The sequence below is a fragment of the Microbacterium sp. Leaf151 genome (genome assembly GCF_001424225.1).
Lineage (GTDB): Bacteria > Actinomycetota > Actinomycetes > Actinomycetales > Microbacteriaceae > Microbacterium.
Genome location: NZ_LMOR01000003.1, coordinates 310,870 through 336,817, shown reverse-complemented (window position 1 = coordinate 336,817; position 25,948 = coordinate 310,870). Strand labels below are relative to the sequence as shown.

Below are 25,948 nucleotides of genomic sequence, written 5' to 3'. Positions count from 1 at the left end.
GCGGACGCGACGCCGGCGTCAGCGACCGGTGCCGGCGTGGACGGTCACTTCGTCGTCGCCGTCGAGACCGTACGCGGTGTGCACGAGGCGAGCGGCCTCGGCGAGGTCGACGCCGCGCACGACGACCGAGATGCGGATCTCGGAGGTCGAGATCATCTCGATGTTCACGCCCGCCATGCTCAGCGCCTCGAACAGCGTCGCCGAGACACCGGAGTGCGTGCGCATGCCGGCACCCACGACCGACAGCTTGCCGATCTGGTCGTCGTGCACGAGGCTCTCGAACCCGACCTCGGACTGCTCGGCGGCGAGCGCGCGGAGGGCGGTCGCCGCATCGGTCTTGGGGAGCGTGAACGAGATGTCGGTGCGGCTCGTCGCCGCGGCGGAGACGTTCTGCACGATCATGTCGACGTTGGCGCCGGACTTGGCGACGATCTTGAAGATGTCGGCCGCCTTGCCGGGGACGTCGGGAACGCCGATGACGGTGATCTTCGCCTGGCTGAGGTCGGTGGCGACGCCGGCGACGATGGGCTCTTCCATGGTGTCTCCCTCGGGGACGAGCGGTGAGGTCTTCGAGGCGTCGAGCACCCAGGTGCCCTCGCCCGAGCTGAAGGTGGAACGCGCGTGGATGAGCACGCCGTGGCGGCGGGCGTACTCGACCGCGCGGATGTAGAGGACCTTCGCGCCGTTGGCGGCGAGCTCGAGCATCTCTTCGCTGCCGACGCGGGCGAGCTTGCGGGCGAGGGGGACGACGCGCGGGTCGGCGGTGAAGATGCCGTCGACGTCGCTGTAGATCTCGCACACGTCGGCCTTGAGCGCCGCGGCGAGCGCGACGGCCGTCGTGTCGGAACCGCCGCGGCCGAGCGTCGTGATGTCGCGGGTATCGCGGTTGAAGCCCTGGAAGCCGGCGACGATGACGATCGCGCCCTCATCCAGCGCCTCGCGCAGACGTACGGGGGTGACGTCGACGATGCGGGCCGCGCCGTGCGTGGCGTCGGTGATCATGCCGGCCTGGCTGCCGGTGAACGAGCGGGCTTCGAACCCCATCGAGTGAATGGCCATGGCCAGCAGAGCCATCGAGATGCGCTCACCGCTGGACAGCAGCATGTCGAGTTCGCGGGGCGCGGGGATCGGCGCCACCTGAGCCGCGAGATCGAGCAGCTCGTCGGTGGTGTCGCCCATGGCGCTGACCGCGACGACGACCTCGTGACCGGCGCGACGCGTGTCGACGATGCGCTTGGCGACCCGCTTGATGCTCTCGGCGTCGGCGACGGACGAGCCACCGTACTTCTGGACGATCAGAGCCATGAGGGGAACTCCCGGGAGGGGCGTGCGTCGGAATACCACGACGGGGCGCCCGGATGCCGCGCCCGAGGGTTCATCTTACGGAACGGCGTATACGCGCCCGTACATGATCCACCATCCCCGCCATGCGATCGACCTCGTGCGCCCCCGGGCCGACTCCCGAGCGGTCGCGACTAGGATCGACGGGTTCCACCCCCTCCCCCTGGAGCGATCACATGCCGCTCACCCCCGGCCACTGGCTGTCCTCGCTGCGTCGCCTCACCCATACGGCCGACGCGGCATCCTTCGACACGACCCTCCTCCCGGTCATCGACGAGGCGCTGGCCACCCGCATCCTCGACCTCGCCATCCGCATCGGCGAGACGATGCTCGTCGTCGGGGCGCCCGCGAACGAGGTGACCCTGACGATCGTGCGCGTGTGCGGGGCGTACGGGCTCGACCCCGTGCACGTCGACGTGACGTACAACTCGATCACCATCGCGCACAGCCGCCCGGGGGCGAACCACCCGACCACCCTGCTGAGGGTGGTCCGCGGGTCTGTGCCCGACCACGCGAAGTTGCAGCGCCTGCAGGCACTGGTCACCGAGGTCACCGGCGGACTCGCTCTCGACGACGCGATCACCCGCTGCCGCGCGATCAGGCGGCTGCCGTTCCGCTACCGCCCGGCCATCGTGATCGTCTCGCAGGCGTCGCTCGCCGCCGGCGTCGCGATCATGTTCGGCGCCAACTGGCTCGCGCTGGTGCTGTCGTTCATCGCCGCAGCCCTCGCCGCCACGACCCAGCACGTGATGGCCCGTGCGCGGATGCCGTACTTCTTCGCGCAGATCGCGGGCGGTTTCGTGCTGACCGTCGTCGCCGCCCTCTCTCCCCTGCTGCGCTACACCGGCCTGGATGCCGCCATAGACATCCGTCCGTCGGTGATCGTGGCATCCGGGATCGTCCTCATGCTCGCGGGTCTCACCGTGGTGGGAGCGGCACAGGATGCCATCGACGGGTTCGCGCTGACGGCGACCGGGCGCATCCTGGAACTCACGACGCAGACCCTCGGTGTGGTGCTGGGCATCCTGGCCGGGCTCGAGACCGTGCGCGTGATCGGGCTCGGCATGTCGCCGCCCTCCAGCGCCCTGCCGCTGGGACCCCTCACCGTGCAGTTCGTCGGCGCCGCTGTGATCGCCATCGCCGTCGCCGTCTACAACGGCGCCGGTACCCGGATCATCGTCGTCTCCGCCGCCCTCAGCCTCGTCGCGTGGGCCGGGTACGTGGGCGCGACGTCATTGGGCTTCGAGGTGGCCGCCGCCAGCGGTGTGGGCGCATTCGTCGGCAGCTTCGCGGGCATCGTGGTCGCCTACCGCCTGCATGTGCCGTCGGTGGCCATCACGACCGCCGCCATCCTTCCGCTCGTGCCCGGTGCCGCGGTGTTCCGCGGACTGCTCGGCATCGTGGAGTCGGGCGACGACGCAGCCGTGCTCATGACCGGCGTCACGACCCTCGCCGGCGCGGCGACCATCGGCATCGCCCTCGCCGTGGGGGCCTCGCTCGGCATCTACCTCGGCCAGCCCGTGCGCGCGACGCTGTCGAGCGTCACCCGGGTCAGAGCGCGGGCGCGCGGGTAGGCGCCGAGGCTTCGGATCGGCCGGAGGCGCGGCGTCGGCGCTCGGTGCGATGCCGCTTCGTCGTGCACAACGGCGGGTGGCACCCCCGACACGCCGCGAACAGGCCCCGCGGCAGGGCGTGTCGGTCCAACCGCCCGCTGTCGTGCACGGATGAGCCGAACGGAGTGGCGGCGAGCACAACGACGGACGGCACCGGCGACACGCAACGACAGGGCGGACCGACACGGCGTGTCGGTGAAACGACCCGCTGTCGTGCACAGCGGAACGGCCGGAGCCGCGGGGCGCACCGGGACGGGCCTGTCGGGATCGGAGGAAGAGTCTGCCGGCCCGAGGAGTGACACCGGTCAGAGCGTGCGGCGACCCTCGAATGCGCGACCGAGGGTGACCTCGTCGGCGTACTCGAGGTCGCCGCCGACCGGCAGGCCGGATGCCAGGCGCGTGACGCGGATCTCGAGGGTGTGCAGCAGGCGGCTGAGGTAGGTGGCCGTCGCCTCGCCCTCGAGGTTGGGATTGGTGGCGAGGATGACTTCCTGCACCGTTCCGTCTGCGAGCCGTTTCATGAGCTGCGTGATGCGCAGGTCGTCGGGGCCGATGCCGGCGATGGGGCTGATCGCCCCGCCGAGCACGTGGTACAGCCCGCGGAACTCACGCGTGCGCTCGATCGCCGCGACGTCTTTCGCGTCTTCGACGACGCAGATGAGGACCGGATTGCGTCGCGGGTCGCGGCAGATCGAGCAGCGATCCTGCTCGGACACGTTGCCGCAGATCTCGCAGAACTTCACCTTGTCGCGGATCTCGCCCAGCAGCGTGGACAGACGTGAGACATCGAATGACGGTGACTGCAGGATGTGGAACGCGATGCGCTGCGCCGACTTCGGGCCGATCCCCGGGAGCCGGCCGAACTCATCGATCAGGTCTTGCACGATGCCGTCGTACATCAGCTGAACCTCGTCGGGGGCTCGTAGGGCTCGTCGCGCACGTAGGTGGCGCTGAGCACCTGGCGGACGACCGCCTCGCCGTACCGCTGGACACCGCCGCGGAGCGGGGCCATGCGCGGGACGACCACGGGGGGCAGGGGTGCCTCGACATCGTCGGCCGGCGGGATCACGTCGTCGTCGTCGACCTCGTCGGGTGCGGGCACCGAGGGGGTCACCTCACGCGGCGGGAGCACCACACCGGGGTGAACGGCGAAGGTCTCGGGCGTCGCGGCGGCCTCGTCGGGCTCGTCGTCGACGGCCAGAGCCGTCGACGCGAGACCGGCGGACGCAGTGTGGCCGCCGAGGGGGGATGCGGCAGAGGGCGCGCCCGTCGTGGGGGCCCCTGCCCCGGCGACGTCGGCGGACGGAATCGGGGCGACAGCCCACTCGGTGACCGATGCGGTGTACGGCGCCGCCGATCGTGGAGCGGAGGGAGCGCTCGCGGATGCCCCGCCGCGAGGGGCGTCGGATCCGGCCGCGGGGCCGCGCGGCGGTGCCCCGGGACCGGAACCCCCCGGACCGTCGCCGTCGAGGCGCGCGAGATACTTCACGCGGACGCCGAGCACGGTCTGGATGGCCTGGCGCAGGTCTTCGCTCGCACCCCCGTCGGGCGTGCGCGTCTTGAAGGCGTTCAGGTCGCCGGCCGCGCGGAACGACAGGGTCAGCACGTCATCGTCGAAGGCGCGCACGGTGGCCGTCGACACGACGAGCCACGACGCACGGCTCGCGACCTCGAGCTGGGCGAGGATCTCCGGCCATGCGTCGCGAAGATGCCCGAGCTCGATCGGGCCGACAGGTGTGACCGGCGGGGTCGGGGCGGTGGCCTCGAGAGGTGAGACGTCGTCGGTAGCTGCCTCCGACGCCGCGGGCGCGGGAACTGATGCAGTGTCGTCGGCGGCGGCGGGCGGTGCGGTGTCGTCGGCGGCGGTGGGCGGTGCGGCGGCTGCACGCGCCGGCGCCGCAGCCGGTTCGAGGTCGCCGGACGCGGGCGCCGTCGAGTCGGGATCGGCCGCGTTCTGCGGCGCCGAAACCGCGGGATCGGGAGTGCGGCCGGAATTCGCCGTGGTGTCGGGAGTGGGCGCAGCGCCCGAGTTCTCGGTCGTCTCGGGAGTGGGCGCTGTGTCGAACGGGTGCGCGTCGGCAGCGGCTCGTGCGGCGGGCGTGCGCCCGCGGCCCCCAGGCTCGGCGACCGGTTCGGGATCATCGAACGGAGGCGGTGCGTCGTCGTCGGTGAGCGGCGGCGCGTCGTCGTCGAACGCGCCCCGCCCGGGCGTCGTCTCGGGACGCGCGGGTGCCTCCGACGGACGCGAGGCTGCGTCCGACGGCTGCGGGGAAGCCGGCGAGGCGGTCTCGGCAGCGGGGGCCGGCGCGGAAGAGGGCGGTGCGGTTGCGCCGGGCGACGCGATCGCTGGCGTGGCGACACCCGAAGTGGCGACACCCGGCGAGGCGACGGCGGGCGCCGCGACGCGAGGCGCGGCCGGAGCGGCGGTCGACGCACCCGGAGAGGCGATCCCGGTCGACGCGAAGGAGGGCGACGGGCCGGACGGCGAAGCCACGCGCGGAGGCGACACGTGCGAGGCACCTGACTCGGGCGCGGCCCCACCGGGCGACGCGATCGCCGGAGTCGCGACGCGCGGCGACGCCGGTGCGGCATCCGTTCGTCCGGGTGCGGCGATGTCGGCGGCGGGTGAGGCGGGGCGGCCGGTGGCCGGAGCGAGCTGCGGCGCGGCCGACGTGGTGCCGCGCGCCGCCTCGAGGTCGTGGGCCGCAGCGGGCGAGGTGCCCTGCGACACCCCCGCGTGGGTGAGCACGCGAGCGACGAGCAGTTCGAGTTGCAGGCGCGGGGAGGTGGCGCCCGTCATCTCGTCGAGCGCAGCCACCACGAGGTCGGCCGTGCGCGAGAGGCGATGGACGCCGAAGGCCGTCGCCTGACGGGCCATGCGCTCGAGTTCGTCGTCGGGCACCCCGCGCAGCACGGCGGACGCCCCGGCGCCGGTCGCCGCGACGATGATGAGGTCGCGGAGCCGCTCGAGCAGGTCGTCGACGAAACGGCGCGGATCTTGCCCGGTCTGAACGACCCGGTCGACCGCGGCGAAGGCTCCCCCGCCGTCGTTCGACGCGAACGCATCGACGACCTCGTCGAGGAGCTCGGAGTGGGTGTAACCGAGCAGGGCGACGGCCCGCTCGTAGCGGACGAGGACGTGGCCGGCCGGTTCAGTCCCCGAACCTGTCGACGGGTCGGAGCCGGCGATGAGCTGATCGAGAAGCGAGAGCGTGTCACGGGGCGATCCGCCGCCGGCGCGCACGACGAGCGGCAGCACACCGGCTTCGACCCCGACCCCCTCGGTCTCGCACAGCTCGTGGACGTACTCGAGCATGGCCGCGGGCGGGACGAGGCGGAACGGGTAGTGGTGCGTGCGCGAGCGGATCGTGCCCAGCACCTTCTCGGGCTCGGTGGTGGCGAAGATGAACTTCACGTGAGCGGGGGGCTCTTCGACGAGCTTGAGCAGGGCGTTGAAGCCCTGCTGCGTGACCATGTGGGCCTCGTCGAGGATGAAGATCTTGAACCGGTCACGAGCGGGAGCGAAGATCGCGCGCTCGCGCAGATCGCGGGCGTCGTCGACACCGTTGTGGCTGGCCGCGTCGATCTCGACCACGTCGAGCGATCCGCCGCCGCCACGACCCAGCTCGACGCAGCTGTCGCATGTGCCGCAGGGGGTGTCGGTGGGGCCGGCTGCGCAGTTGAGGCAACGGGCGAGAATACGGGCGGACGTGGTCTTTCCGCAGCCGCGCGGACCCGAGAACAGGTACGCGTGACCCACGCGATCGCTGCGCAGCGCGGTCATCAGCGGCTCCGTCACCTGCGACTGCCCGATCATCTCGCCGAACGCCTCGGGGCGGTATCGGCGGTACAGGGCTGTCGTCACCCGAACAGCCTACGGCGTCCCTCCGACATCGCCTCCGCGGCATCCTCTCGCTGGGCGTCCGGCTGCCGCGCTCCCAATCCAGCATCACGCCGCGACCGGTCCCGTTCGGCTACGCCCCAGCGCCCCCAGAACAGGAGATCTCGCCGGTACAGGACGATCCACGGGCACCCGGCCCTGTTCTCACGGGATCCCCTGTCCTCGACGCACCCGCGAGGCCGCACCCGCCAGGCCGAATCCGCGGCCCGGAAACGCCGCACGCGGCGACCCCCGCACAGGGAGCCGCCGCGTGCGCGGGTCAGAACCCCCCGTCGAGGCCGACCGCGATGGGGCCGTCGTCGTCGTTCACGACCGGGATCGTCGCCGTGACGATGGGCACCGACGCCGACAGCAGCGTGCCGTCCTCGCGCACCGAGCCCTCGAGCTGACGGATCGAGGGGCGGCCCGGACGCACCGGACCCTGCCCGTGCAGCGCCACGCGCACCGTCTCTCCGGGAGCGACGGTGTAGTCGACACCGCGCACCGCGAACGCGACGGGCGCGCCTTCCTCCCCCGCACGCAGCGTGAGCGCGTTCGTCGTGAGGGTGACGTTGAGCCGCGTCCCGTGCCAGTGCAGCACGTACGACAGCTCGGGCCAGTCGGCGGGGAGGCGCGGATCGAACGTGAGCCGTCCGAAGTGGTCGCGCATGCCGCCGAAGCCGCTGACGAGCGCCGTCCACACACCGCCGGCCGACGCGACGTGCACGCCGTCGGAGGCGTTGTGGTGCAGGTCGCCGAGGTCGACGAACGCGGCCTGACGGAAGTACTCCAGCGCCAGGTCCTGGTAGCCCACCTCGGCGGCCAGGATCGACTGCACGACCGCCGACAGCGTCGAGTCACCGGTGGTCAGCGGGTCGTAGTACTCGAAGTCCGCGAGTTTCTCGGCATCCGTGAAGTGATTGCCCTGCAGGAACAGAGCAAGGACCACGTCGGCCTGCTTGAGCACCTGGTAGCGGTAGATGACCAGCGGGTGGAAGTGCAGCAGCAGGGGGCGCTGGTCGGGAGGGGTGTTCTCGAGGTCCCAGATCTCGCGCTCGAGGAACACGGCGTCTTGGGGGTGGATGCCGAGGGCCTCGCTGAAGGGGATGTGCATCGCCTCGGCGGCGCGCTCCCAGCGTTCGGGTTCGGAAGGGTCGAGGTTCATGCGCTCGGCCATGTTCGCGTACGCGTCGGGGTCGTTGTCGGCGAGGTAGCGGACCGTGCGGGCGGCGAAGCGCAGGTTGAAGCGCGCCATCACGTTGGTGAAGAGGTTGTCGTTGACGACGGTCGTGTACTCGTCGGGACCCGTCACGCCGTGGATGTGGAACGAATCGTGCTCGCCGTCGTCGGCCGCGTCGCTCGAGCGCCAGAAGCCCAGCGTCGACCACAGGCGCGCGGTGTCGACGGCGATGTCCACGCCCTCGCGGGCGAGGAACTCCTCGTCGCCCGTGGCTCGCACGTACTTCGCCAGGGCGAAGGCGACGTCTGCGTTGATGTGGTACTGCGCGGTGCCGGCGGCGTAGTAAGCCGATGCCTCTTCGCCGTTGATCGTGCGCCAGGGGAAGAGCGCCCCGGCCTCGTTGAGCTGGTGAGCGCGCTTGCGCGCCGCGGGCAGCATCAGATAGCGCATGCGCAGGGCGTTGCGTGCCCAGAGGGGCGACGTGTACGCCAGGAACGGCAGCACGTACACCTCGGTGTCCCAGAAGTAGTGCCCGCTGTATCCCGACCCGGTCACGCCCTTCGCGGGAACGCCCTGGCCGTCGGCGCGGGCCGCCGCCTGCGCGAGCTGGAACAGGCACCAGCGCGTGGCCTGCTGCAGATCGCCGTGTCCGCCGATGCGCACGTCGGAGCGCTCCCAGAAGTCGGCGTACCAGTCGATCTGCTGGGCGAACAGGCCCTCGATGCCCGTCTCGACCGCACGGTCGAGCGTGCGGCGGCACCGATCGAGCAGTTCGCCCGTGGGGACGCCCCGCGACGTGTGGTAGCTGACCAGCTTGGTGATCGTGGTGGGGACGCCCGCGCGCGCCTGCACGCGGTAGACGTTCTTGGCGATGTCGGGCTCGATGAGTCGCCGCGCGGTGTACTCGTTCTGCGTGTCGATGAGGTGGTCGGCGATGACCGCGAGCGTCATGTTCGACTCGCTGACCTCGTAGCTCAGGGCCGAGCGATCGCCGTCCTGCCAGTACTCGCGCGGCTGCAGCACCCGATCGCTGAGCTTCTCGGTCTTTCGCGGGTCGAATCCGGCCTTCCGGGACGCCATCGGCGAGCCGCCGTAGATGCCCTCGCCGTCTTGCCGGTTGAGCAGCTGGCTGCTGACGGTGACGGGCGCGTCGGCGTCGAGCACGGTCACGGTGAGCCGCAGCACGGCGAGGTGCTTCTCGTCGTACGAGACGAAGCGCTCGTCTTCGATGCGCACGCGCTTGCCCGAGGGGGTGACCCACAGCAGGCTCCGGCGCAGGATCCCCTGGCGCATGTCGAGCACGCGCTCGTACTCGCGGACGTCGGCGACGTCGAGCGAGAGCGGCTCGTCGTCGACGTAGACGCGCAGAACCTTGGCGTCGGGCGCGTTGATGATGGTCTGGCCGACCTCGGCGAAGCCGTAGGCCTGCTCGGCGTGGCGGATGGGGAACGTCTCGTGGAACCCGTTGATGTAGGTGCCCTGCTCGAGGGCGAACCGGCCCTCGATCGAGTTGCCGCGCAGGCCGAGATAGCCGTTGCCGACGGCGAAGAGGGTTTCGGTGACCCCCACGTCGTCGAGCGAGAACTGCGTTTCGACGAGGCGCCACTCGTCGACGGGGAAGCGATCGCGATCGATCATCGGGGGTGCCTTCCGGTGGCCGGTTCTGAGTCGGCGCGAGACGGCGGCATGCCGCTCGTGCGGGTGGAGCTCGGGTTCGCCGCTCGGGGACGGCGAGGGGGTGTCGCGTGCAGGCGACGGCTCAGTCTACGAACGCGGCGAGGTCGTCGACGACCACCGTCGCACCGGCGGCGGCCAGGTCGTCGGCACCGACACCTCGATCGACGCCGACCACGACGACGTAGCCGGCCGCCGCGGCGGAGCGCACCCCGCTCAGGGCGTCTTCGACGGCGGCCGAGCGGGCCGGGTCGACGCCCAGCATGCGGGCGGCCTCGGCGAACACGTCGGGGGCGGGCTTGGATGCCAGGTGGTCGCGCTCGGCGACCACGCCGTCCATGACGACGGGGAACCGGTCGCGGATGCCGGCGGCCTCGAGCACCTCGACGGCGTTCTTGGAACTGGAGACGACGGCGATCGGCGTGCCCGCGGCTTGCAGCACGTCGAGCAGGGCGATCGAGCCCGGGTAGGGCTGGATGCCCTCGCTGCGCAGGATGCGCGAGAAAACCACGTTCTTGCGGTTGCCGACGCCGCAGACGGTGTCTTCGGACGGGTCGTCGGAGGGGTCTCCCCAGGGCACCTCGACGTCGCGGCTGCGCAGGAGCGAGGCGACGCCGTCGTAGCGCTTCTTGCCGTCGACGTACTCGAAGTAGTCGCGATCGGTGTACGCCGGCTCGATCCGCCACGCGGTGAAGAGCTCGTCGAACATTTCTTTCCACGCCCGCATGTGCACCTCGGCGGTGGGGGTGAGCACCCCGTCGAGATCGAACAGGACGCCTTCGAAGGTCGTGAGGTCGGGCAGGTCGCGGCTGTCGGTCACGGCGGGCTCCAGATCGGGGTGCGGTGGCGCGGGCGCCCGGAGCGCCGCCTCCCCAGCGTACTGGCGGGTGCGGCGCCCGGGCGTCAGCGGGTCGGCACCGACAACGCGCGTCCGCCGATCCAGACCTGCGACGGATGCCATCCGGCATCCCACTGCACGAGGTCGGCGACCGCGCCCTCGGCGACGTGGCCGATGTCGGAGCGCCCGAGCGAGCGCGCGGCGTTCTCGGTGCAGGCGGCCAGCACGACGGCGGGGTCGATTCCGGCTCCGATCATGCGACGCACGCCCTCGTCGAGGACGATGCCGGCCCCGGCGATCGTCCCGTCGCGACGACGACCCAGGCCGTGTTCGTCGTTGGCCACCGGCTGCCCGCCGAAGTCGAGCCACTGGCCGGCGTCGAGGCCCGCCGTGGCGATCGCATCGGTGACGCCGACGGTACGCCGACCGGCCGCGGCGAGCACGAGCGAGACGACGCGGGGTTCGAGGTGCTGCCCGTCGATGATCGTGCCCACGAAGAAGCGGTCGTCCGTCAGCACGGCTCCGGGGACGCCCGGTTCGCGGGGCTTCAGCGGCCGCTGCGCGTTGAACACGTGCGTGGTCATGGTGGCACCCGCGTCGCCCGCCGCGTGCACCTGCGCGGCGGTGGCGTCGCTGTGGCCGACCGCGACGATGTACCCCTCGCCGGTCAGACGGCGAATGGCGGCGAGGGCGCCGGGCAGCTCCGGCGCAAGGGTCACCGTGCGTAGCGCGTCGCGCGCCGCCGGGCGTTCGAGCAGGGTGTCGAGGTGCGATCGCTCGGGCATGAGCATGCACTCGGCACGGTGAGCGCCCTTGCGCGCGGGCGAGAGGAACGGCCCCTCGAGGTGCGTACCGAGGATCCTGGCGACGGGCTCGTCGGCGAAGGCGTCGCGCGCCCGTCCCACGCGCTCGAGGGCGGTGACGGTCTCGGGCAGGGGTGCGGTGATGACGGTGGGCTCGATGCCGGTCACGCCGCGCGCGGCCAGACCCGTCAAGAGCGTCTGCCAACCGGACTCGTCGGCTCCCGCGACATCGACGCCGAACGAGCCGTTGACCTGGAGGTCGAGCAGGCCCGCCGTCACGACCCCGTCGACGACGTCGTGATCGACGCTCTCGTCCCCGGTCGCGGGGCGGATGCGGTCTATGCGTCCGGCGGCGACCTCGATGACGACGGGACCCACGAACGCTCCGCCGATCAGGGCGCGAGCGGCCCGCAGGCGCATCACAGCCCCTGTCCCACCGGCTTGCCGGCGTAGGTCGTGCTGTAGTAATCGACGAAGGCGAGCTGGCCGGCGGCATCCTCATCGACCACGACGGTCGCGTGCGGGTGGAGCTGCAGCACCGACGCCGGCCACCGCGACGACAGCGGACCCTCGACGGCCTCGCGAACCGCCTGCGCCTTGGCGCGGCCGAAGCCGAGCATGACGGCGTGGCGGCTGTCGAGGATCGTGGCCAGCCCCTGTGTGAGGCAGTGGGTGGGGACCTGCCCGATATCGCCGCCGAAGAAGCGCGCGTTGTCCTGTCGGGTGCGCGTGGTGAGGGTCTTCACGCGGGTGCGGCTGGCCAGGCTCGACATCGGCATGTTGAAGGCGAGGTGCCCGTCGGATCCGATGCCGAGGATCTGCAGGTCGATGCCCCCGGCATCCCGGATCATCCGTTCGTACACCGGCCCCGCGTCGAGGGGGGCGGCATCGAGATCCCCCGGTCCGACGATCGCTCCGAGTGCGAAGTCGACATGCTGCTCGAGTTCGGCGCGGATGAACTCGCGGTACCTCTCGTGGTGCCCGGGGGGCAGGCCCACGTATTCGTCGAGCAGGAACGCCCGCGCCTCGGCGAAGCTGAGCCCCTCCTCGCGGTGACGGCGCGCGAGCTCGCGGTAGATCGGCAGCGGGGTCGAGCCGGTGGCCAGGCCCAGCACCGCCGTGGGCGTCCGCTCGAGGAGGGCGGTGTAGGCGTCGGCGACGACGCGCGCCGCCTCTTCGGGGGTCTCGACGACGACGACCTCCATCAGAGCGCCTCGAGGATGTCGTTCTTCAGCGCCTCCGCGCGGGGGCCGAATACGGCCTGGACGTTGTCGCCCACCTCCAGCACGCCGGCGGCACCGAGCTGCTTGAGACGCGCATGGTCGACGAGGGCGCGGTCGGCGACCTCCATGCGCAGTCGCGTGATGCACGCGTCGACGTGCACGAGGTTGTCGCGGCCGCCGAACGCGGCGATCAGCTGCTCCGTCGTCGACGGCTCCGCGCCCGCCGCGGCCGATGCGGCGCGCGTCTCGGGGGCGGATGCCGTGACCGGCTGCGATGCGCCCGCCACGGAGCCGGTGGTGTCGGCGTCCACCGCGGGAGCATCCCCCGTCGGGGCGGAGAGGTCCTCACGACCGGGGGTACGCAGGTTCCACTTCTTGATGACGAAGCGGAACAGCAGGTAGTAGACGGCGAAGTAGACCACGCCCATGACCACCAGGAGCCAGACGTTGTCGGCCGCAGGGGCGGTGCCGTAGAGGAGCAGGTCGAACAGGCCCGCCGAGAACGAGAAGCCGAGGTGGATGTCGAGCAAGTAGGCCACCGCGAGCGAGATGCCCGTGAGCAGCGCGTGGACGACGTACAGCGGGAATGCGGCGAACATGAAGGCGAACTCGAGCGGCTCCGTGACGCCGGTGAGGAAGGCCGTCAGGCCCGCCGCGCCCAGGATGCCGATGGCCGCCTTCCGCTGCGAGGGGTTGGCGAGGTGGATCATCGCGAGCGCCGCGGCCGGAAGACCGAACATGAGCACGGGATAGAACCCCGCGGTGAGCGCCCCGGCGGTGGGATCCCCCGCGGCGAAGCGCGTGAGCTCCCCCGTGACGACGCTGCCGTCGCTCTCGGCGTACGACCCCTGCAGGAACCAGACGTAGGAGTTGAGGATGTGATGCAGACCCACCGGGATCAGCATGCGGTTGGCGAAGCCGTAGACGAAGGCCCCGATCGCGCCGGTGCCGCCGATGAACGCTCCCAGGCCCGAGAGCCCGGTGCTGAAGATCGGGTAGAAGTAGCTCAGCCCGAATGCGACGACGAGGCTCGCAAGCGAGACGACGATGGGAACGAACCGGCGTCCGCCGAAGAAGCCGAGATATGAGGGCAGTTCGATGGTGTGGTACCGGTCGAACAGCCACGCGGTGAGCAGACCGATGACGATGCCGCCGAAGACGCTGTAGTTGATCTGCACCTGGTCGCCGGCCGCCGTCGTCTGACCCGCGAGCACGACCGGCGACATCACCGTGAAGACATTCGCCAGCACGAGGTATCCGACCACGGCCGAGAGCGCGGTGGAGCCGTCGGCCTTCTTGGCGAAGCCGATGGCGACACCGACCGCGAACAGCAGCCCCAGGTTGTCGAAGAGTGCGCCTCCCGCGGCGCTCATAGCCTGGAAGAACGGGCCGATGACCGGCAGGTCGATCCGACCGAGCAGGTCGGGTTGGCCGAGTCGGAGCAGGATGCCGGCCGCGGGCAACACGGCGATGGGCAGCATCAGGCTCTTGCCGAGGCGCTGCATCTGGGCGAATCCAGGGATGCCGCGGCGGCGGGCGACGGGGGCGGTAGCGGTCATGGAGGGTTCTCTCTCGACGGTGAAGGAGTGGATCAGACGGACAGGAGCCGGGCGCCGGGCAGGACGTCGGCGCCCTCGGCGCCTACGACCGTGACCTCGTCAGCCGAGCGCTCGAGCACCACGACGGAGACCACGCTGGAGAGCCCCGCGGCGCGGATGGCGGGGACGTCGTAGGCGATGACCGGGGTGCCCGCGCTCACGCGGTCGCCCTTGGCCGCGAAGGCCGTGAAGCCCTGCCCCTGAAGCTGGACGGTGTCGAGGCCCAGGTGCACGAGGACGGCGAGTCCGTCGTCGGCGACGACGACGAAGGCGTGCGGGAACACCTGCAGGAGGGTGCCGTCGATGGGGGCGACCGCATCGACCACGTCGGCCGGCGGGTCGATCGCGACACCGGGCCCCATCGCGCCCTGCGCGAAGAGCGGGTCGGGAACGGCCGACAACGGAAGGACGGTTCCCACGAGCGGGGACAGGATGTCGGGCATGGGCACTCCTCGATGAGACGGCGGGTCAGCGGTACGCACCACCGAACGCGCATAGGCTGGGAGGTGAAACACTTGCCCGCCCCATGGTCTGCTCACTGGGTCGTACTGGTACGTACCAGTGAAAGTAGTCGCCGGAGCTGACCGTGTCAACACCGAAAGCCGACGTCGTCATGACCCGTCTCCGCGAGGCCGACGCCCCGACCGCCGCCGTCACGCCCGGACCCGTCCCCAAGCACGCCCAGCTGCGAGCCATCCTCCTCTCGGACATCGGCACCACGTGGCCCGCGCACGCGGTCATCCCATCGGAGCGAGAGCTCTCGGCCCGACACGGCGTCAGCCGCGCGACCGTCCGCGAGGCGCTGCGTCAGCTCATCGAGGAGCAGAAGCTCTACACCGTGCAGGGGAAGGGCACCTTCGTCGCGGGCGAACGTGTGCAGTCGCACCTGCACCTCGCCTCTTTCACCGAAGACATGCGCCGCCGCGGCATGGTGGCGACGACGCTCGTGCGGCACATCGAATCAGCCGTGCCGCCGCTCGACGTTCGCGCAGCTCTTGCGCTGAACGACGGCGAGACGGCCTGGTGCATCGAGCGCCTGCGTCTGGCCAACGGCATCCCGATGGCTCTCGAACTCGGCTGGTACTCGCCTCGCGTCGCACCGGACCTCGGCGAACGGGAGCTGAGCGGATCGCTCTACGGCGTGCTCGCGGAGCGATACGGCGTGCGCATCGACGCCGCCGAGCAGACGGTGTGGGCGGAGACCGTCAGCGGCGACACCGCCACCTCGCTCGACGTCGTCCCGGGGTCGGCGGTGCTGGTGTTCCGGCGCACGTCGCGCGCGAGCCGCATCCCCGTCGAACACGTCACGTCGTGGTACCGCGGCGACCGCTACCAAGTGCATATGGCGCTGGCCGGCGTCTGACGGCCGCCACCGGCCGGATCGATCGTCGGGCTGGTCCGGCGTCAGGCCGTGACCGACAGCGTCTGCCGGGCGATCTCGAGTTCTTCATCGGTGGGCACCACGAGGACCTCGACGCGCGAGGCGTCGGTGGAGATGCGACGGATGCCGCGCTCGCGGCGGGCGTTGCGCTCGGGATCGATCTCGACGCCGGCGAATCCGAGCGTGGCCATCGCCTCAGCCCGCACGGCGGCCGCGTTCTCGCCCACCCCGGCCGTGAACGAGATGACGTCGACACCGTCGAGCTGAGCCAGATAGGCGCCCGCGTAGGCACGGAGGCGGTGGATGTAGACATCGAAGGCGAGCTGGGCGGCCGGGTCGCCGGCGTCGCGTCGCTCCCCGATGTCGCGCATGTCGGACACCCCGGCGAGGCCCAGCAGGCCCGAACGCTTGTTGAGGAGGGTGTCGAGATCGGCGGTCGACATGTCGGCGCGACGCGCCAGCTGCAGGAGCACCGCCGGGTCGAGGTCGCCCGAGCGGGTGCCCATCACGAGGCCCTCGAGCGGGGTGAGGCCCATCGACGTGTCGACGGATCGGCCCCCCTCGATCGCGGCGACCGATGCGCCGTTGCCGAGATGGAAGACGATCTGCTTGAGCTCGCCCAGCGGCCGCCCCACGAAGGCGGCAGCGGCCTCGCTGACGAACTTGTGACTCGTGCCGTGGAAGCCGTAGCGACGGATGCGATGGGCTTCGGCGACCTCGCGGTCGATGGCGTACGTATAGGCCTCGGGCGCGAGCGACTGATGGAACGCGGTGTCGAAGACCGCGACGTGGGGGACGTCGGGGAACGCCTTCCTGGCCGCGACGATGCCGGCCAGGTTGGCCGGGTTGTGAAGCGGTGCGAGCACCGAAAGCTCGTCGATGTTGATCTCGACGAGCGGGGTGACGACGGTGGGCTCGAAGAAGCGCGCTCCGCCGTGCACGACGCGGTGCCCGACGGCGACGGGAGCCCGCTCCTCGAGAGAGGGGCCGTGCGCGGCGAAGGCCTCGAGCATGACGGCGAACCCGGCGGTGTGGTCGGGGATCTCGCGCTCGATCGTGTACGTGGCGTCGGTCACGGTCGGCGCGGGGCCGTCGGCGTCGGCCAGCGCAGCCGCCTTGACGGTGTGCGTCGCCGTCCCCCCGGACCCAGAGCCCGTCGAGGGTTCGCCGATGCGCTCGACCAGCCCGTATGCGAGCACGTGCTCGTGCTCCATGTCGAGCAGCTGGTACTTGAACGACGACGAACCGCTGTTGACGACGAGGACGACGCTCACGACGCGCTCCTTTCTGCGGGAGCCTCGGTGGCCGGGCTTCCCTGAGCCTGGATCGCCGTGATCGCGATGGTGTTGACGATGTCGTCGACGAGCGCGCCGCGCGAAAGGTCGTTGATGGGCTTGTTCAGGCCCTGCAGGACAGGACCGATGGCCACCGCGCCCGCGGAGCGCTGCACGGCCTTGTAGGTGTTGTTGCCGGTGTTCAGATCGGGGAAGACGAACACCGTCGCGCGTCCGGCCACCGCGGAGCCGGGCATCTTGGCCCGTGCGACGGCCGCGTCGGCGGCCGCGTCGTACTGGATGGGCCCTTCGACCAGCAGTTCGGGGGCCCGTTCGCGCACGAGAGCGGTGGCGCTGCGCACTTTCTCGACGTCGGCGCCCGTGCCGGACTCGCCCGTCGAGTACGACAGCATCGCCACGCGGGGGTCGATACCGAACTGCTCGGCCGTCGCCGCCGACGACACCGCGATGTCGGCGAGCTGCTCGCTGGTGGGGTCGGGGATGACGGCGCAGTCGCCGTAGACGAGCACACGGTCGGCGAGCGCCATCAGGAAGACGCTCGAGACGACCGAGACGCCCGGGGCGGTCTTGATGATCTCGAAGGCCGGCCGGATGGTGTGGGCCGTGGTGTGCGCCGCACCCGAGACCATGCCGTCGGCGAGACCCAGGTGCACCATGAGGGTGCCGAAGTACGACACGTCGGTGACCGTGTCGGCGGCCTGGGCGTGGGTGACGCCCTTGTGGGCGCGCAGCCGCGCGTATTCGGTGGCGAACTTCTCGACGTACACGGCGTCGAAGGGGCTGAGGACCTCGGCGTCACGGATGTCGATACCGAGCTCGATCGCGCGCCCGCGCACCTCGATCGGCTCACCGAGGATGGTCAGATCGGCGATGCCGCGCGCGAGCACGGTGGCGGCGGCGCGGAGCACCCGGTCATCGCTTCCCTCGGGGAGGACGATGCGGCGCTTGTCGGTGCGGGCGCGGTCGACGAGGCCGTACTCGAACATCAGCGGGGTGACCACGCTCGGGCGCGCGACGCCCAGCTCGCGGGTGAGCTGCTCGGTGTCGACGTGGCGCTCGAACAGCGCGAGGGCGGTGTCGTACCGGTGCTGGGAGTCGGCGGCGAGGCGCCCGCGGGTGTTCATGATGCGCACGGCGGTGTCATAGGTGCCGAGGTCGGTGGCGATGATCGGCAGGGGCGATCCGAGGCCGTCGATGAGGCGCACGATCGCGTCGGGCAGCTCGAACCCGCCGTTGAGCACGATGCCGGCGAGCGAGGGGAAGGTGCCCGACGCGTTGGCGAGGAGGGCCGCCAGCAGCACCTCGGTGCGATCGGCGGGGATCACGACGACCGCGGATTCCTTCAGACGCGGCAGCACGTTGACCATCGACATGCCCGCGACCACGACACCCAGCACTTCACGGGTGAGCAGCGCCGGATCGCCCTTGATCAGCTCGCCCTCGACCGAGCGCAGCACGCCGCGCATAGAGGGGGCGATGAGGAAGCGGTCTTCGGGCAGCGCCCAGACCGGCACGTTGCGTCGCTCGGCGGACCCGCCCGCGACGGCGGAGTCGACCACGGCGGTGTCGACGACGTGACGCACGGATGCCACCACCTCGTCGAGGCGATCGGCGTCGGCGCGGTTGGCGATGACCGCGAACAGCGCCGCGCGCTCGTGCTGCAGCTCGGAGATGGCGAGCGACGCGATCTGCCCGACCTCCTGCGGGGTGCGGGCCACGGACAGGCCCAGCGTCTCGCTGTGTCCCTGCTGCGCGCGGCCTCCGAGCACGAGCAGCACCGGCGCACCGAGGTTGGCGGCGATGCGGGCGTTGTACGCGAGCTCGGCGGGGCTGCCCACGTCGGTGTAGTCGCTGCCGATGACGACGACGGCGTCGCACTGCGCCTCGACCGCCTTGTAGCGCTCGACGATGCGCGCGAGCGCAGCATCGGCGTCGTCGCGCACATCGTCGTAGGTGACGCCGACGCAGTCGTCGTAGGCGAGGTCGACGCTGTCGTGGTCGAGCAGCATCTCGAGCACGTAGTCGCGCTCGGCGGTGGAGCGCGCGATGGGCCGGAACACCCCCGCGCGCGGCGTGACGCGGCTGAGCGCGTCGAGCACGCCCAGCGCCACGGAGGACTTGCCCGAATGACCTTCGGCCGACGTGATGTAGATGCTCTGCGTCACGTTCCCAGCCTATTGCGGGGGCCCGACATCGCTCGGGGGTTGTTTCGTCGTCGAGTGATCAGGGGTGCCGCGCGTCTAGGCTCGCGAGCGTGACCCCCTCGGCTCCCCTCCCCGGCACCACCGTCCCCGACCACCGCGGCCGGAGCGGCCTGCACCTGACCGGTCGCGACCTCGACCGCAACCCACGGGTGATCGTCGATGACGTCGAGTTGCTGGCCGCCGGCTGGCACGTGCTGCGCGCCACGACGTACCGTTACCGCGGCGACGACGGGGAGTGGGTCACCCAGAAGCGCGAGACCTACGACCGGGGCAACGGCGCGACGGTCCTCCTCTACGACCCCACGCGGCGCACCGTGCTGCTCACCCGGCAGTTCCGCTATCCGGTCTACGTGAACGATCATCCCGACGGCATGCTCATCGAGACGGCCGCGGGGCTGCTCGACGACGACGACCCGGTCACGGCGATCCGTCGCGAGGCCGAAGAGGAGACCGGTGTGCGCGTCGACGACGTGCAACACGTCTTCGACGTCTACATGAGTCCGGGGTCGGTGACCGAGCGACTGCACTTCTTCGCTGCGGCCTACGACGGCTCCACGCGACGCGGCGACCGCGGCGGCCTCGTCGAAGAGGGCGAGGAGATCGAGATCATCGAACATCACATCGACGACGCGCTGACGATGATTCGCAACGGCTCGATCCAGGACGCGAAGACGATCATGCTGCTGCAGTGGGCCGTACTCGAGGGGCCCTTCGCCCGGGGCTGAGGGTTCGGCATCCCTCCGCGGGCAAAGAAAAAGACCCTCCGCGCACCCGGTAGAGCCTGGTTACCCTTGCTACGTTTCCGTCCTGGGGGAGTTGGCCTGGATGCCGCCACGCGGAGAGCCGAGTACAGCCTACCCGACCCGCGGCGCTCGTCCCGCCCGCGGCATAGGGCGGAGAGCACCGGGCGGGTCGGGTACCGGGCGCGGACGCCCGTCACACCACGAGCGGAGCGAGGGCGTCGGCTGCCGGACGCAGGGCCGCCAGCACCGTGTCGGGCTCGTCGACGCGATGACGTGGTCCCGAGAAGCCCAGCGCCCCCGCGAGTCGACCCGCGTCGTCACGCAAGGGAACCGCCAGACAGCCGGAAACCGCCGCCAGCTCGCCGCTCTGGCGCGTCGCCCCCCACCGCGCGAGATCCGCACGGGCGGCCTCGGCGGCCGCACCCTGGGCGGAGGGATCGTCGACCAGCATCAGGCGCCCGAGCGCGAAGCGCCCCGGCTCCCGCGTGAGACGGGCGTGGTCGGACAGCGGGAAGTCGGGGTCGGCATCGATGACCACGATGCGTCCGTCGACGAAGAGGACGACGTGCACTCCGCCGCGCACACGGTGACGGGCGTTGTCGACCACCGCCCGCGCGGCCGACGACAGGCGCACGGGCGGAGCGGCCACCGCGGCCAACTGCGCGACCTTGGCCCCCAGCGCGAAACCCGCGAGATCCGGAGTGCGCACGAGGAACTCGTCTTCGACCAGCAGGTTCAGCAGCCGGTAGGTCGTCGCGCGCGGCAGACCCAGCTCGGCCGACAGGCGTTGCGCGGTGACGCCCGCCCCGAGGTGCGCGACGGCCTCCAGCACCGACAGCGCCGAGTGCACGGCGCCCGGTTGGCGAGCGCTGAGCGCCGGCGCCGTGCGCTCACGCATCGCTCGACGGCCTCGGCGAGGGCACTCCCCCGAGGACCTCGGACGCGGTCGGCTCGTCGTACGCGCCGATCGATCCCGACCCGTGCCGTCGCCGCAGCACGATCACGATCACCCCGAACACCACCGCGATCACGCTGACCACGGCGAGGCCCACGCCCCCGGTCGCGGTGTCGTCGACGAAGAACGCGATCAGGGCCGCCGTGAGGGCCGCGGCCGAGAAGGCGGCTACGACCGTCGGGAGAAGCGTGAGCTCGCCGATCCGGCGCAGGAACACCGGGGCGGCCACGCACACCAGGATGTAGGCGACGATGTAGCCCGCGGCCCCGACCGACAGTGTCGCGTGCATCGCGTCACGCATGTCGACACCTCCGCCCACCAGCAGCAGCGGCACGGCCGCGATGAGCGGGAGGGCGAGAGAGACGGCGGCCGCGGGCGTCCCGAAGCGCCGGTGCGTGGCGCCGAAGCGCGTCGGGAGCACACCGTCGCGGCTCAGCGCGAACAGCACGCGTACGAGCGCGGTGGTGGAGCCGATGGCGCACGCGACGAACGACGCGGCGATGCCGACGTCGGCGATGACCCCCCACCCGCCCAGGCCGTAGGCGGCGGCGAGGTCGTTCAGCGGCGAGGCGGACGCGGCGAGGTCAGCCCCCAGCGCATCGAACCCCGCGACCTGCGTCACGGCCGCGAGCACGAAAAGCGCACCCGAGATGACGACGGTGCCCGTGATCGCCCGCGGAACGTTGCGCAACGGCGAGACGGCCTCGACCCCCAGCGTCGTGGCCGACTCGAACCCGACGAACGCGGTGACGGCGACGACCGCTCCGGCGGCGAGGGCGACGGCCTCGCCGCCCGTCGAGGGCATCGCGAGCACCGAGCCGACGTCGAGCGGGCCGACGTACAGCAGGAGGACTCCGAGCAGAACCACGATGAGCGCCACCGACAGCACCTCCACGACGAGAGCGACGCGCGCCGACACATGGATGCCGCGGACGAGCACGAACGCCACGATCGCCGTCTCGACGACGACGGCACCCGCCGCGACGAGCGGTCGATCGAGCGCGGGCCAGAGCCCGGCGAGCAAGTACGTGCCGTAGTAGGCGCCGCCGAGCAGGGCAAACATGGCCACGGCCGCGTAGCCCGTGACGATCGCGGCTCCGGCGGCCAGACCCGCGCGGGTTCCGAGGCCGCGGGCCGTGTAGGTGTACAGCCCGCCGGCCGCGGCGAACCGTCTCGCGAACTGCGCGACAGTGCGGGCGACGCCCAGGCTCAGCACCGCTGCGGCGACGATGGCCGCCACGGTCATGCCCGGTGCCACCCCGGCCACCAGCAGCACCACCGTGGTCGCGGCGGCCGCGGGAGCCACGGCTGCCACCGACTGCGCCGCCAGGTCGAGGACCCCGATGCGCCGCCGCTCCAGGCCGTGCAACGGCGAGCGCTCGCCGAAGCCGGCGACGGGAGCGGGCCGCGCGATGGCGCGGGAGAGTGCGGTCATGTCATCTCCGTCGGGATGAGCCGACGGTACGCCGCGGCGGTTGCGGCTCGGCGACACCCGTGTTTCAGGGGCGTGTCCCCCGAATGAGACGACCGCCGCCGTCGGTCTCAGTCGCGGGAACGACACCTTCACGCGCCCCTCACGGTCGCGCAACGGCGGAGGAGCACTGTCGGTTGCACACCCGAACCCGGAGGAACCGATATGACCCAACTCGAATCGCAGGGGGTGGCGGCGTCGGCGAAGCGGACCCTGCAGGGCTCCCTCGGCGTCACCGCCATCGTCTTCATGGTCGTCGCCGCGGCCTCACCGCTCACCGTCGTCGGTGGCGCCGCCCCCCTCGGCATCCTGATCGGAAACGGTGCGGGCTTCCCGACGCTGTACGCCGTCAGCGCCGTCATCCTGCTGCTGTTCGCGGTGGGCTTGGCCGCGATGACCCGGCACGTGCCGCGGCCCGGCGCCTTCTTCACCTACATCGGCTACGGCCTGGGCCGGCCGTCGGGCCTCGCCGCCGCGTGGACGGCGATGCTGACCTACACGACCATCCAGGTGTCGGTGTACGGCTACATCGGCTACCTCTTGAGCATCACCGTCGTGTCGCTCGGCGGACCCGCGGTGGCGTGGTGGCTCTACGCGCTGTTGACCGTCGGACTCGTCGGCATCCTGGGCTACCGGCACATCGACCTCTCGAGCAAGGTGCTCGGCGTGCTGCTGGTCGCCGAGGTCGCCATCGTGCTGGCGCTCGTCGCCGCCGTGGTGGTGAACGGCGGACCCGAAGGGTTGAGCGCCGCCCCCTTCGAGCCGGCCAACGTCTTCAGCGGCTCCCCGGGCGTGGGTCTCATGTTCGCCATCGCGGCCTTCATCGGGTTCGAGGCGACGGCCATCTTCCGCGACGAAGCGCGCGATCCCGACCGCACCATCCCCCGGGCCACGTACGGCGCGGTCATCGGCATCGGCATCTTCTACACGCTGGCCTCGTGGGGCCTGGTGATGGCCTGGGGGCCCGGCGGGATCATGGAGGCCGCCGCCGATCCCGGCACCCTCATGCTCCGCACCGTCGCGATCTATCTCGGCACCGTGGGCGAGATCGTCGTCAACGTGCTGCTGCTGACGTCGATGTTCGCGTGCGTGCTGTCGTTCCACAACGTGCTCACCCGCTATCAGCACGCGATGGCGGGCGCGGGGGTGCTGCCCGACCGCGTGGGCGCCGTGCACGCGCGCCACCTGTCGCCCCACGTCTCGTCGATCGTGCAGACCGCGACCGCGGGCGTGCTCACGGTGGTGTTCGCCGTGCTGAACCTCGACCCGCTGCTGCAGGTGTTCACGTGGTTCGCCGGGGTGGCGACCCTCGCCATCGCGGTGCTGATGGCGGCGACCTCTGTCGCGGTGATCGTCTACTTCGCCCGCACCCGCGCCGATCGCCGGGTGTGGAACACGATCGTCGCCCCCGCGCTGGGCTTCCTGGGGCTGCTGGCGTCGGCGGTGATCATCGTCGTCTACTTCCCGATCATGGTCGGCGACGTCGACGGCGACGGGGCTCCGGTCTTCGGCGCCGTGACGTGGTCGCTGCTCGGACTCGTCGTCGTCTTCCCGCTGCTCGGATACGCGCAAGCGGCGTGGATCCGTCGCCGGCGCCCCGCCGCCTACGCGAAGCTCACCGACACCATCGCCGGGTGATTCCGGATGCCGCGGCGCCCGCGGCGCCTCCCCCGACGCCGCGGCATCCGGCGCCGCTGTTCCCCCCGACCCCGTTCCGACCGTTCCACCCGAGAGAGACACCATGACCCTCACCGATCCGACCGCCACCGCTTTCGTCGCCCCCGCCGCGCCCGCCCACCCCCTCGCCTCCCTCACCTCCGCCGAGATCACCGCCGTCCACGCCATCGTCGCCGGCCTTCCCGGCGTCGACGAAGCCACCCGCTTCGCGTACGTCGGCCTCGAAGAGGCCCCCAAGGGCGCGGTGCTGGCGTGGGAGCGCGGTGAGGCTCCGTCGCCCGAGCGCCGCGCCCGCGTGCAACTGCTGAACCTGCGCACGGCGCACTCGCTCGACCTCGTCGTCTCGCTCGCGTCGGGCGCCGTGCTGCGCGAGACCGAGCTCGACGGCTCCGACGGACAGCTCCCCATCCTCGACGCGGAGTTCGAGGAGGTCGGCGTCATCGCGAACGAGAGCGAGGTCTGGGTCTCCGCCCTCGCCGCGCGGGGCCTGACCACCGCCGACGTCGTGCTCGTACCGCTGTCGGCGGGGCACTACGGCTACGAGAACGAGGTGGGTCGACGGGTGCTGCGCACCTTCGCGTTCCGGCAGGATCACCCCGCCGACCACCCGTGGGCCCACCCCGTCGACGGCCTCACCGCCTACATCGACGTCGCCGACCGCCGCGTGATCGAGGTCGTCGACACCCCCGGTTTCACCGTGCCCGAGACGCACGGCAACTACGACGACCCCGAGTTGCAGGGCCCGGCGCTGGAGGGCCTGAAGCCCATCGTCATCACCCAGCCCGAGGGGTCGAGCTTCGTCGTCGACGGCGAGCACGTCACGTGGGGCGAGTGGGATCTGCGCATCGGCTTCGACACCCGCGAGGGCCTGATCCTGCGTCAACTCTCGTTCGCGGGGCGCCCGGTGATGTACCGCGGTTCGATCAGCGAGATGGTCGTGCCCTACGCGGACCCCGCCCCGAACCGGTTCTGGCAGAACTACTTCGACACCGGCGAGTACCTGTTCGGCCGCTACACGAACGAGCTCGAACTCGGATGCGACTGCGTCGGCGACATCACCTACGTCGACGCCGTGCTGTCGGACGAGAACGGGATGCCGCGCACCGTCCGCAACGCGGTGTGCATGCACGAGGAGGACTTCGGCACCCTCTGGAAGCACACCGACATCTTCACCGGAGCGAGCGAGGTCCGCCGGGCCCGCCGCCTGGTCATCTCGTTCTTCACCACCGTGGGCAACTACGACTACGGCTTCTACTGGTACCTCTACCTCGACGGCACGATCGAATGCGAGGCGAAGCTCACCGGCATCCTGTTCACGTCGGCCTACCCGGGCGAGGGCTACCCCTACGCGTCGGAGGTGGCACCGGGACTCGGCGCCCCCTACCACCAGCACCTCTTTTCGGCCCGGCTCGACATGACCGTCGACGGCGTAGCGAACGTCGTCAACGAGATCGACGCGGTGCGCGTGCCGATCTCGGCGACCAACCCCGCCGGCAACGCCTTCACCAAGAAGGTGACGGCGATCACTTCCGAGAAAGTCTCGGGTCGTCTCGCCGACGGCGCGGTCAGCCGTGTCTGGCAGATCGCCTCGACCGAGAAGACCACCGAGCGCGGGCAGGCGACGTCGTACATGCTCTTCCCCACCGAGACGCCCGTGCTGCTCGCCGACGACGACTCCTCGATCGCCGCGCGCGCCGCCTTCGCCACGAAGAACCTGTTCGTGACGAAGTACGACCCCGATGAGCGCTACGCCGCCGGCGACTTCGTCAACCAGCACCCGGGCGGTGCCGGCATCCCGGCCTTCATCGAGGGCGACGAGCCGCTCGTGGGCGAGGACGTCGTGCTCTGGCACACCTTTGGCCTGACGCACTTCCCGCGTAACGAGGACTGGCCGGTCATGCCGATGGATTACGCGAAGTTCACGTTGAAGCCCTACAACTTCTTCGAGCGCAACCCGGTGCTCAACGTGCCGGCACCGGCGAGCACGCACTGCGCCCCGATGGCCCACACGGACGCGCACGGGCACGGTCCCCACGCGTCCGACGAGCCCGCTTCCGGATGCCACTGCTGAG

General features: G+C 71.2%; 18 protein-coding genes and 1 other RNA gene. 5 read left to right on the top strand and 14 right to left on the bottom strand.

From position 1 onward, the window contains the following. Nucleotides 1–18: 18 nt before the first annotated feature. A complete protein-coding gene (locus ASF76_RS09120; protein ID WP_055956374.1) occupies nt 19–1,305 on the bottom strand; it encodes an aspartate kinase in 1,287 nt (428 codons plus the stop codon). Nucleotides 1,306–1,517: 212 nt separating this feature from the next. Here ASF76_RS09120 and ASF76_RS09115 point away from each other — a divergent pair, with 212 nt between their 5' ends. Continuing rightward, entirely contained in the window at nt 1,518–2,915 is a 1,398-nt protein-coding gene (locus ASF76_RS09115; protein ID WP_055956370.1) for a threonine/serine ThrE exporter family protein, read from the top strand. Between the two features lie 344 nt (nt 2,916–3,259). Here the strand turns inward: ASF76_RS09115 and recR are convergent, their stop codons facing one another. The 8 genes from recR to ASF76_RS09075 form a co-directional block, all read right to left on the bottom strand. Continuing rightward, nucleotides 3,260–3,853: a recombination mediator RecR gene (gene recR / locus ASF76_RS09110; protein WP_055956367.1), complete on the bottom strand. Its 594-nt coding sequence runs from the start codon at nt 3,851–3,853 to the stop codon at nt 3,260–3,262. Continuing rightward, entirely contained in the window at nt 3,853–6,819 is a 2,967-nt protein-coding gene (locus ASF76_RS09105; RefSeq protein WP_055956364.1) for a DNA polymerase III subunit gamma and tau, read from the bottom strand. Before ASF76_RS09105 ends, recR begins: the two co-directional genes overlap by 1 nt. 295 nt (nt 6,820–7,114) lie before the next feature. After that, nucleotides 7,115–9,652: a glycoside hydrolase family 65 protein gene (locus tag ASF76_RS09100; protein WP_055956361.1), complete on the bottom strand. Its 2,538-nt coding sequence runs from the start codon at nt 9,650–9,652 to the stop codon at nt 7,115–7,117. A gap of 121 nt (nt 9,653–9,773) precedes the next feature. Then, nucleotides 9,774–10,508, bottom strand: a complete 735-nt coding sequence (locus ASF76_RS09095; protein ID WP_055956359.1) for an HAD family hydrolase — start codon at nt 10,506–10,508, stop codon at nt 9,774–9,776. An 83-nt stretch (nt 10,509–10,591) separates the two neighbouring features. After that, the gene (locus ASF76_RS09090) at nt 10,592–11,749 is read right to left on the bottom strand and encodes an N-acetylglucosamine-6-phosphate deacetylase (RefSeq protein ID WP_055956356.1); all 1,158 of its coding nucleotides are present in this window, start codon (nt 11,747–11,749) and stop codon (nt 10,592–10,594) included. After that, nucleotides 11,749–12,534: a glucosamine-6-phosphate deaminase gene (locus ASF76_RS09085; RefSeq protein ID WP_055956353.1), complete on the bottom strand. Its 786-nt coding sequence runs from the start codon at nt 12,532–12,534 to the stop codon at nt 11,749–11,751. Before ASF76_RS09085 ends, ASF76_RS09090 begins: the two co-directional genes overlap by 1 nt. Further along, a complete protein-coding gene (locus tag ASF76_RS09080) occupies nt 12,534–14,111 on the bottom strand; it encodes a PTS transporter subunit EIIC (RefSeq protein WP_055956351.1) in 1,578 nt (525 codons plus the stop codon). Before ASF76_RS09080 ends, ASF76_RS09085 begins: the two co-directional genes overlap by 1 nt. Nucleotides 14,112–14,143: 32 nt before the next feature. Beyond that, entirely contained in the window at nt 14,144–14,593 is a 450-nt protein-coding gene (locus ASF76_RS09075; RefSeq protein ID WP_055956348.1) for a PTS sugar transporter subunit IIA, read from the bottom strand. Between the two features lie 170 nt (nt 14,594–14,763). Between ASF76_RS09075 and ASF76_RS09070 the strand changes: the two genes are divergently transcribed. Continuing rightward, nucleotides 14,764–15,513 (top strand): GntR family transcriptional regulator, encoded by a 750-nt coding sequence (locus tag ASF76_RS09070; RefSeq protein ID WP_055956345.1) that lies wholly within the window; start codon nt 14,764–14,766, stop codon nt 15,511–15,513. A 41-nt stretch (nt 15,514–15,554) separates the two neighbouring features. Here ASF76_RS09070 and ASF76_RS09065 read toward each other — a convergent pair whose 3' ends face one another. Further along, nucleotides 15,555–16,805: an acetate/propionate family kinase gene (locus tag ASF76_RS09065; protein WP_055956342.1), complete on the bottom strand. Its 1,251-nt coding sequence runs from the start codon at nt 16,803–16,805 to the stop codon at nt 15,555–15,557. Continuing rightward, complete coding sequence (pta, locus tag ASF76_RS09060) at nt 16,802–18,991, bottom strand: phosphate acetyltransferase (protein ID WP_055956339.1); 2,190 nt, start codon at nt 18,989–18,991, stop codon at nt 16,802–16,804. The genes ASF76_RS09065 and pta overlap by 4 nt, the downstream gene beginning before the upstream one ends. 89 nt (nt 18,992–19,080) lie before the next feature. On the opposite strand from pta, the gene ASF76_RS09055 reads away from it, so the two are divergent. Then, nucleotides 19,081–19,755, top strand: a complete 675-nt coding sequence (locus tag ASF76_RS09055; RefSeq protein ID WP_055956336.1) for an NUDIX domain-containing protein — start codon at nt 19,081–19,083, stop codon at nt 19,753–19,755. Nucleotides 19,756–19,781: 26 nt separating this feature from the next. On the opposite strand, the gene ffs is transcribed toward ASF76_RS09055, so the two are convergent. The 3 genes from ffs to ASF76_RS09045 form a co-directional block, all read right to left on the bottom strand. Further along, an RNA gene (ffs, locus tag ASF76_RS16730) (signal recognition particle sRNA small type) lies at nt 19,782–19,878 on the bottom strand. An 88-nt stretch (nt 19,879–19,966) separates the two neighbouring features. Next, nucleotides 19,967–20,671 (bottom strand): helix-turn-helix domain-containing protein, encoded by a 705-nt coding sequence (locus tag ASF76_RS09050; RefSeq protein WP_055956333.1) that lies wholly within the window; start codon nt 20,669–20,671, stop codon nt 19,967–19,969. Continuing rightward, a complete protein-coding gene (locus ASF76_RS09045) occupies nt 20,664–22,163 on the bottom strand; it encodes an APC family permease (protein ID WP_055956330.1) in 1,500 nt (499 codons plus the stop codon). Before ASF76_RS09045 ends, ASF76_RS09050 begins: the two co-directional genes overlap by 8 nt. 201 nt (nt 22,164–22,364) lie before the next feature. Here ASF76_RS09045 and ASF76_RS09040 point away from each other — a divergent pair, with 201 nt between their 5' ends. Both ASF76_RS09040 and ASF76_RS09035 read left to right on the top strand, forming a co-directional pair. Then, nucleotides 22,365–23,837: an APC family permease gene (locus ASF76_RS09040; protein WP_055956329.1), complete on the top strand. Its 1,473-nt coding sequence runs from the start codon at nt 22,365–22,367 to the stop codon at nt 23,835–23,837. Between the two features lie 103 nt (nt 23,838–23,940). After that, nucleotides 23,941–25,947: a primary-amine oxidase gene (locus ASF76_RS09035; protein WP_055956326.1), complete on the top strand. Its 2,007-nt coding sequence runs from the start codon at nt 23,941–23,943 to the stop codon at nt 25,945–25,947. Nucleotide 25,948: the final 1 nt, after the last annotated feature.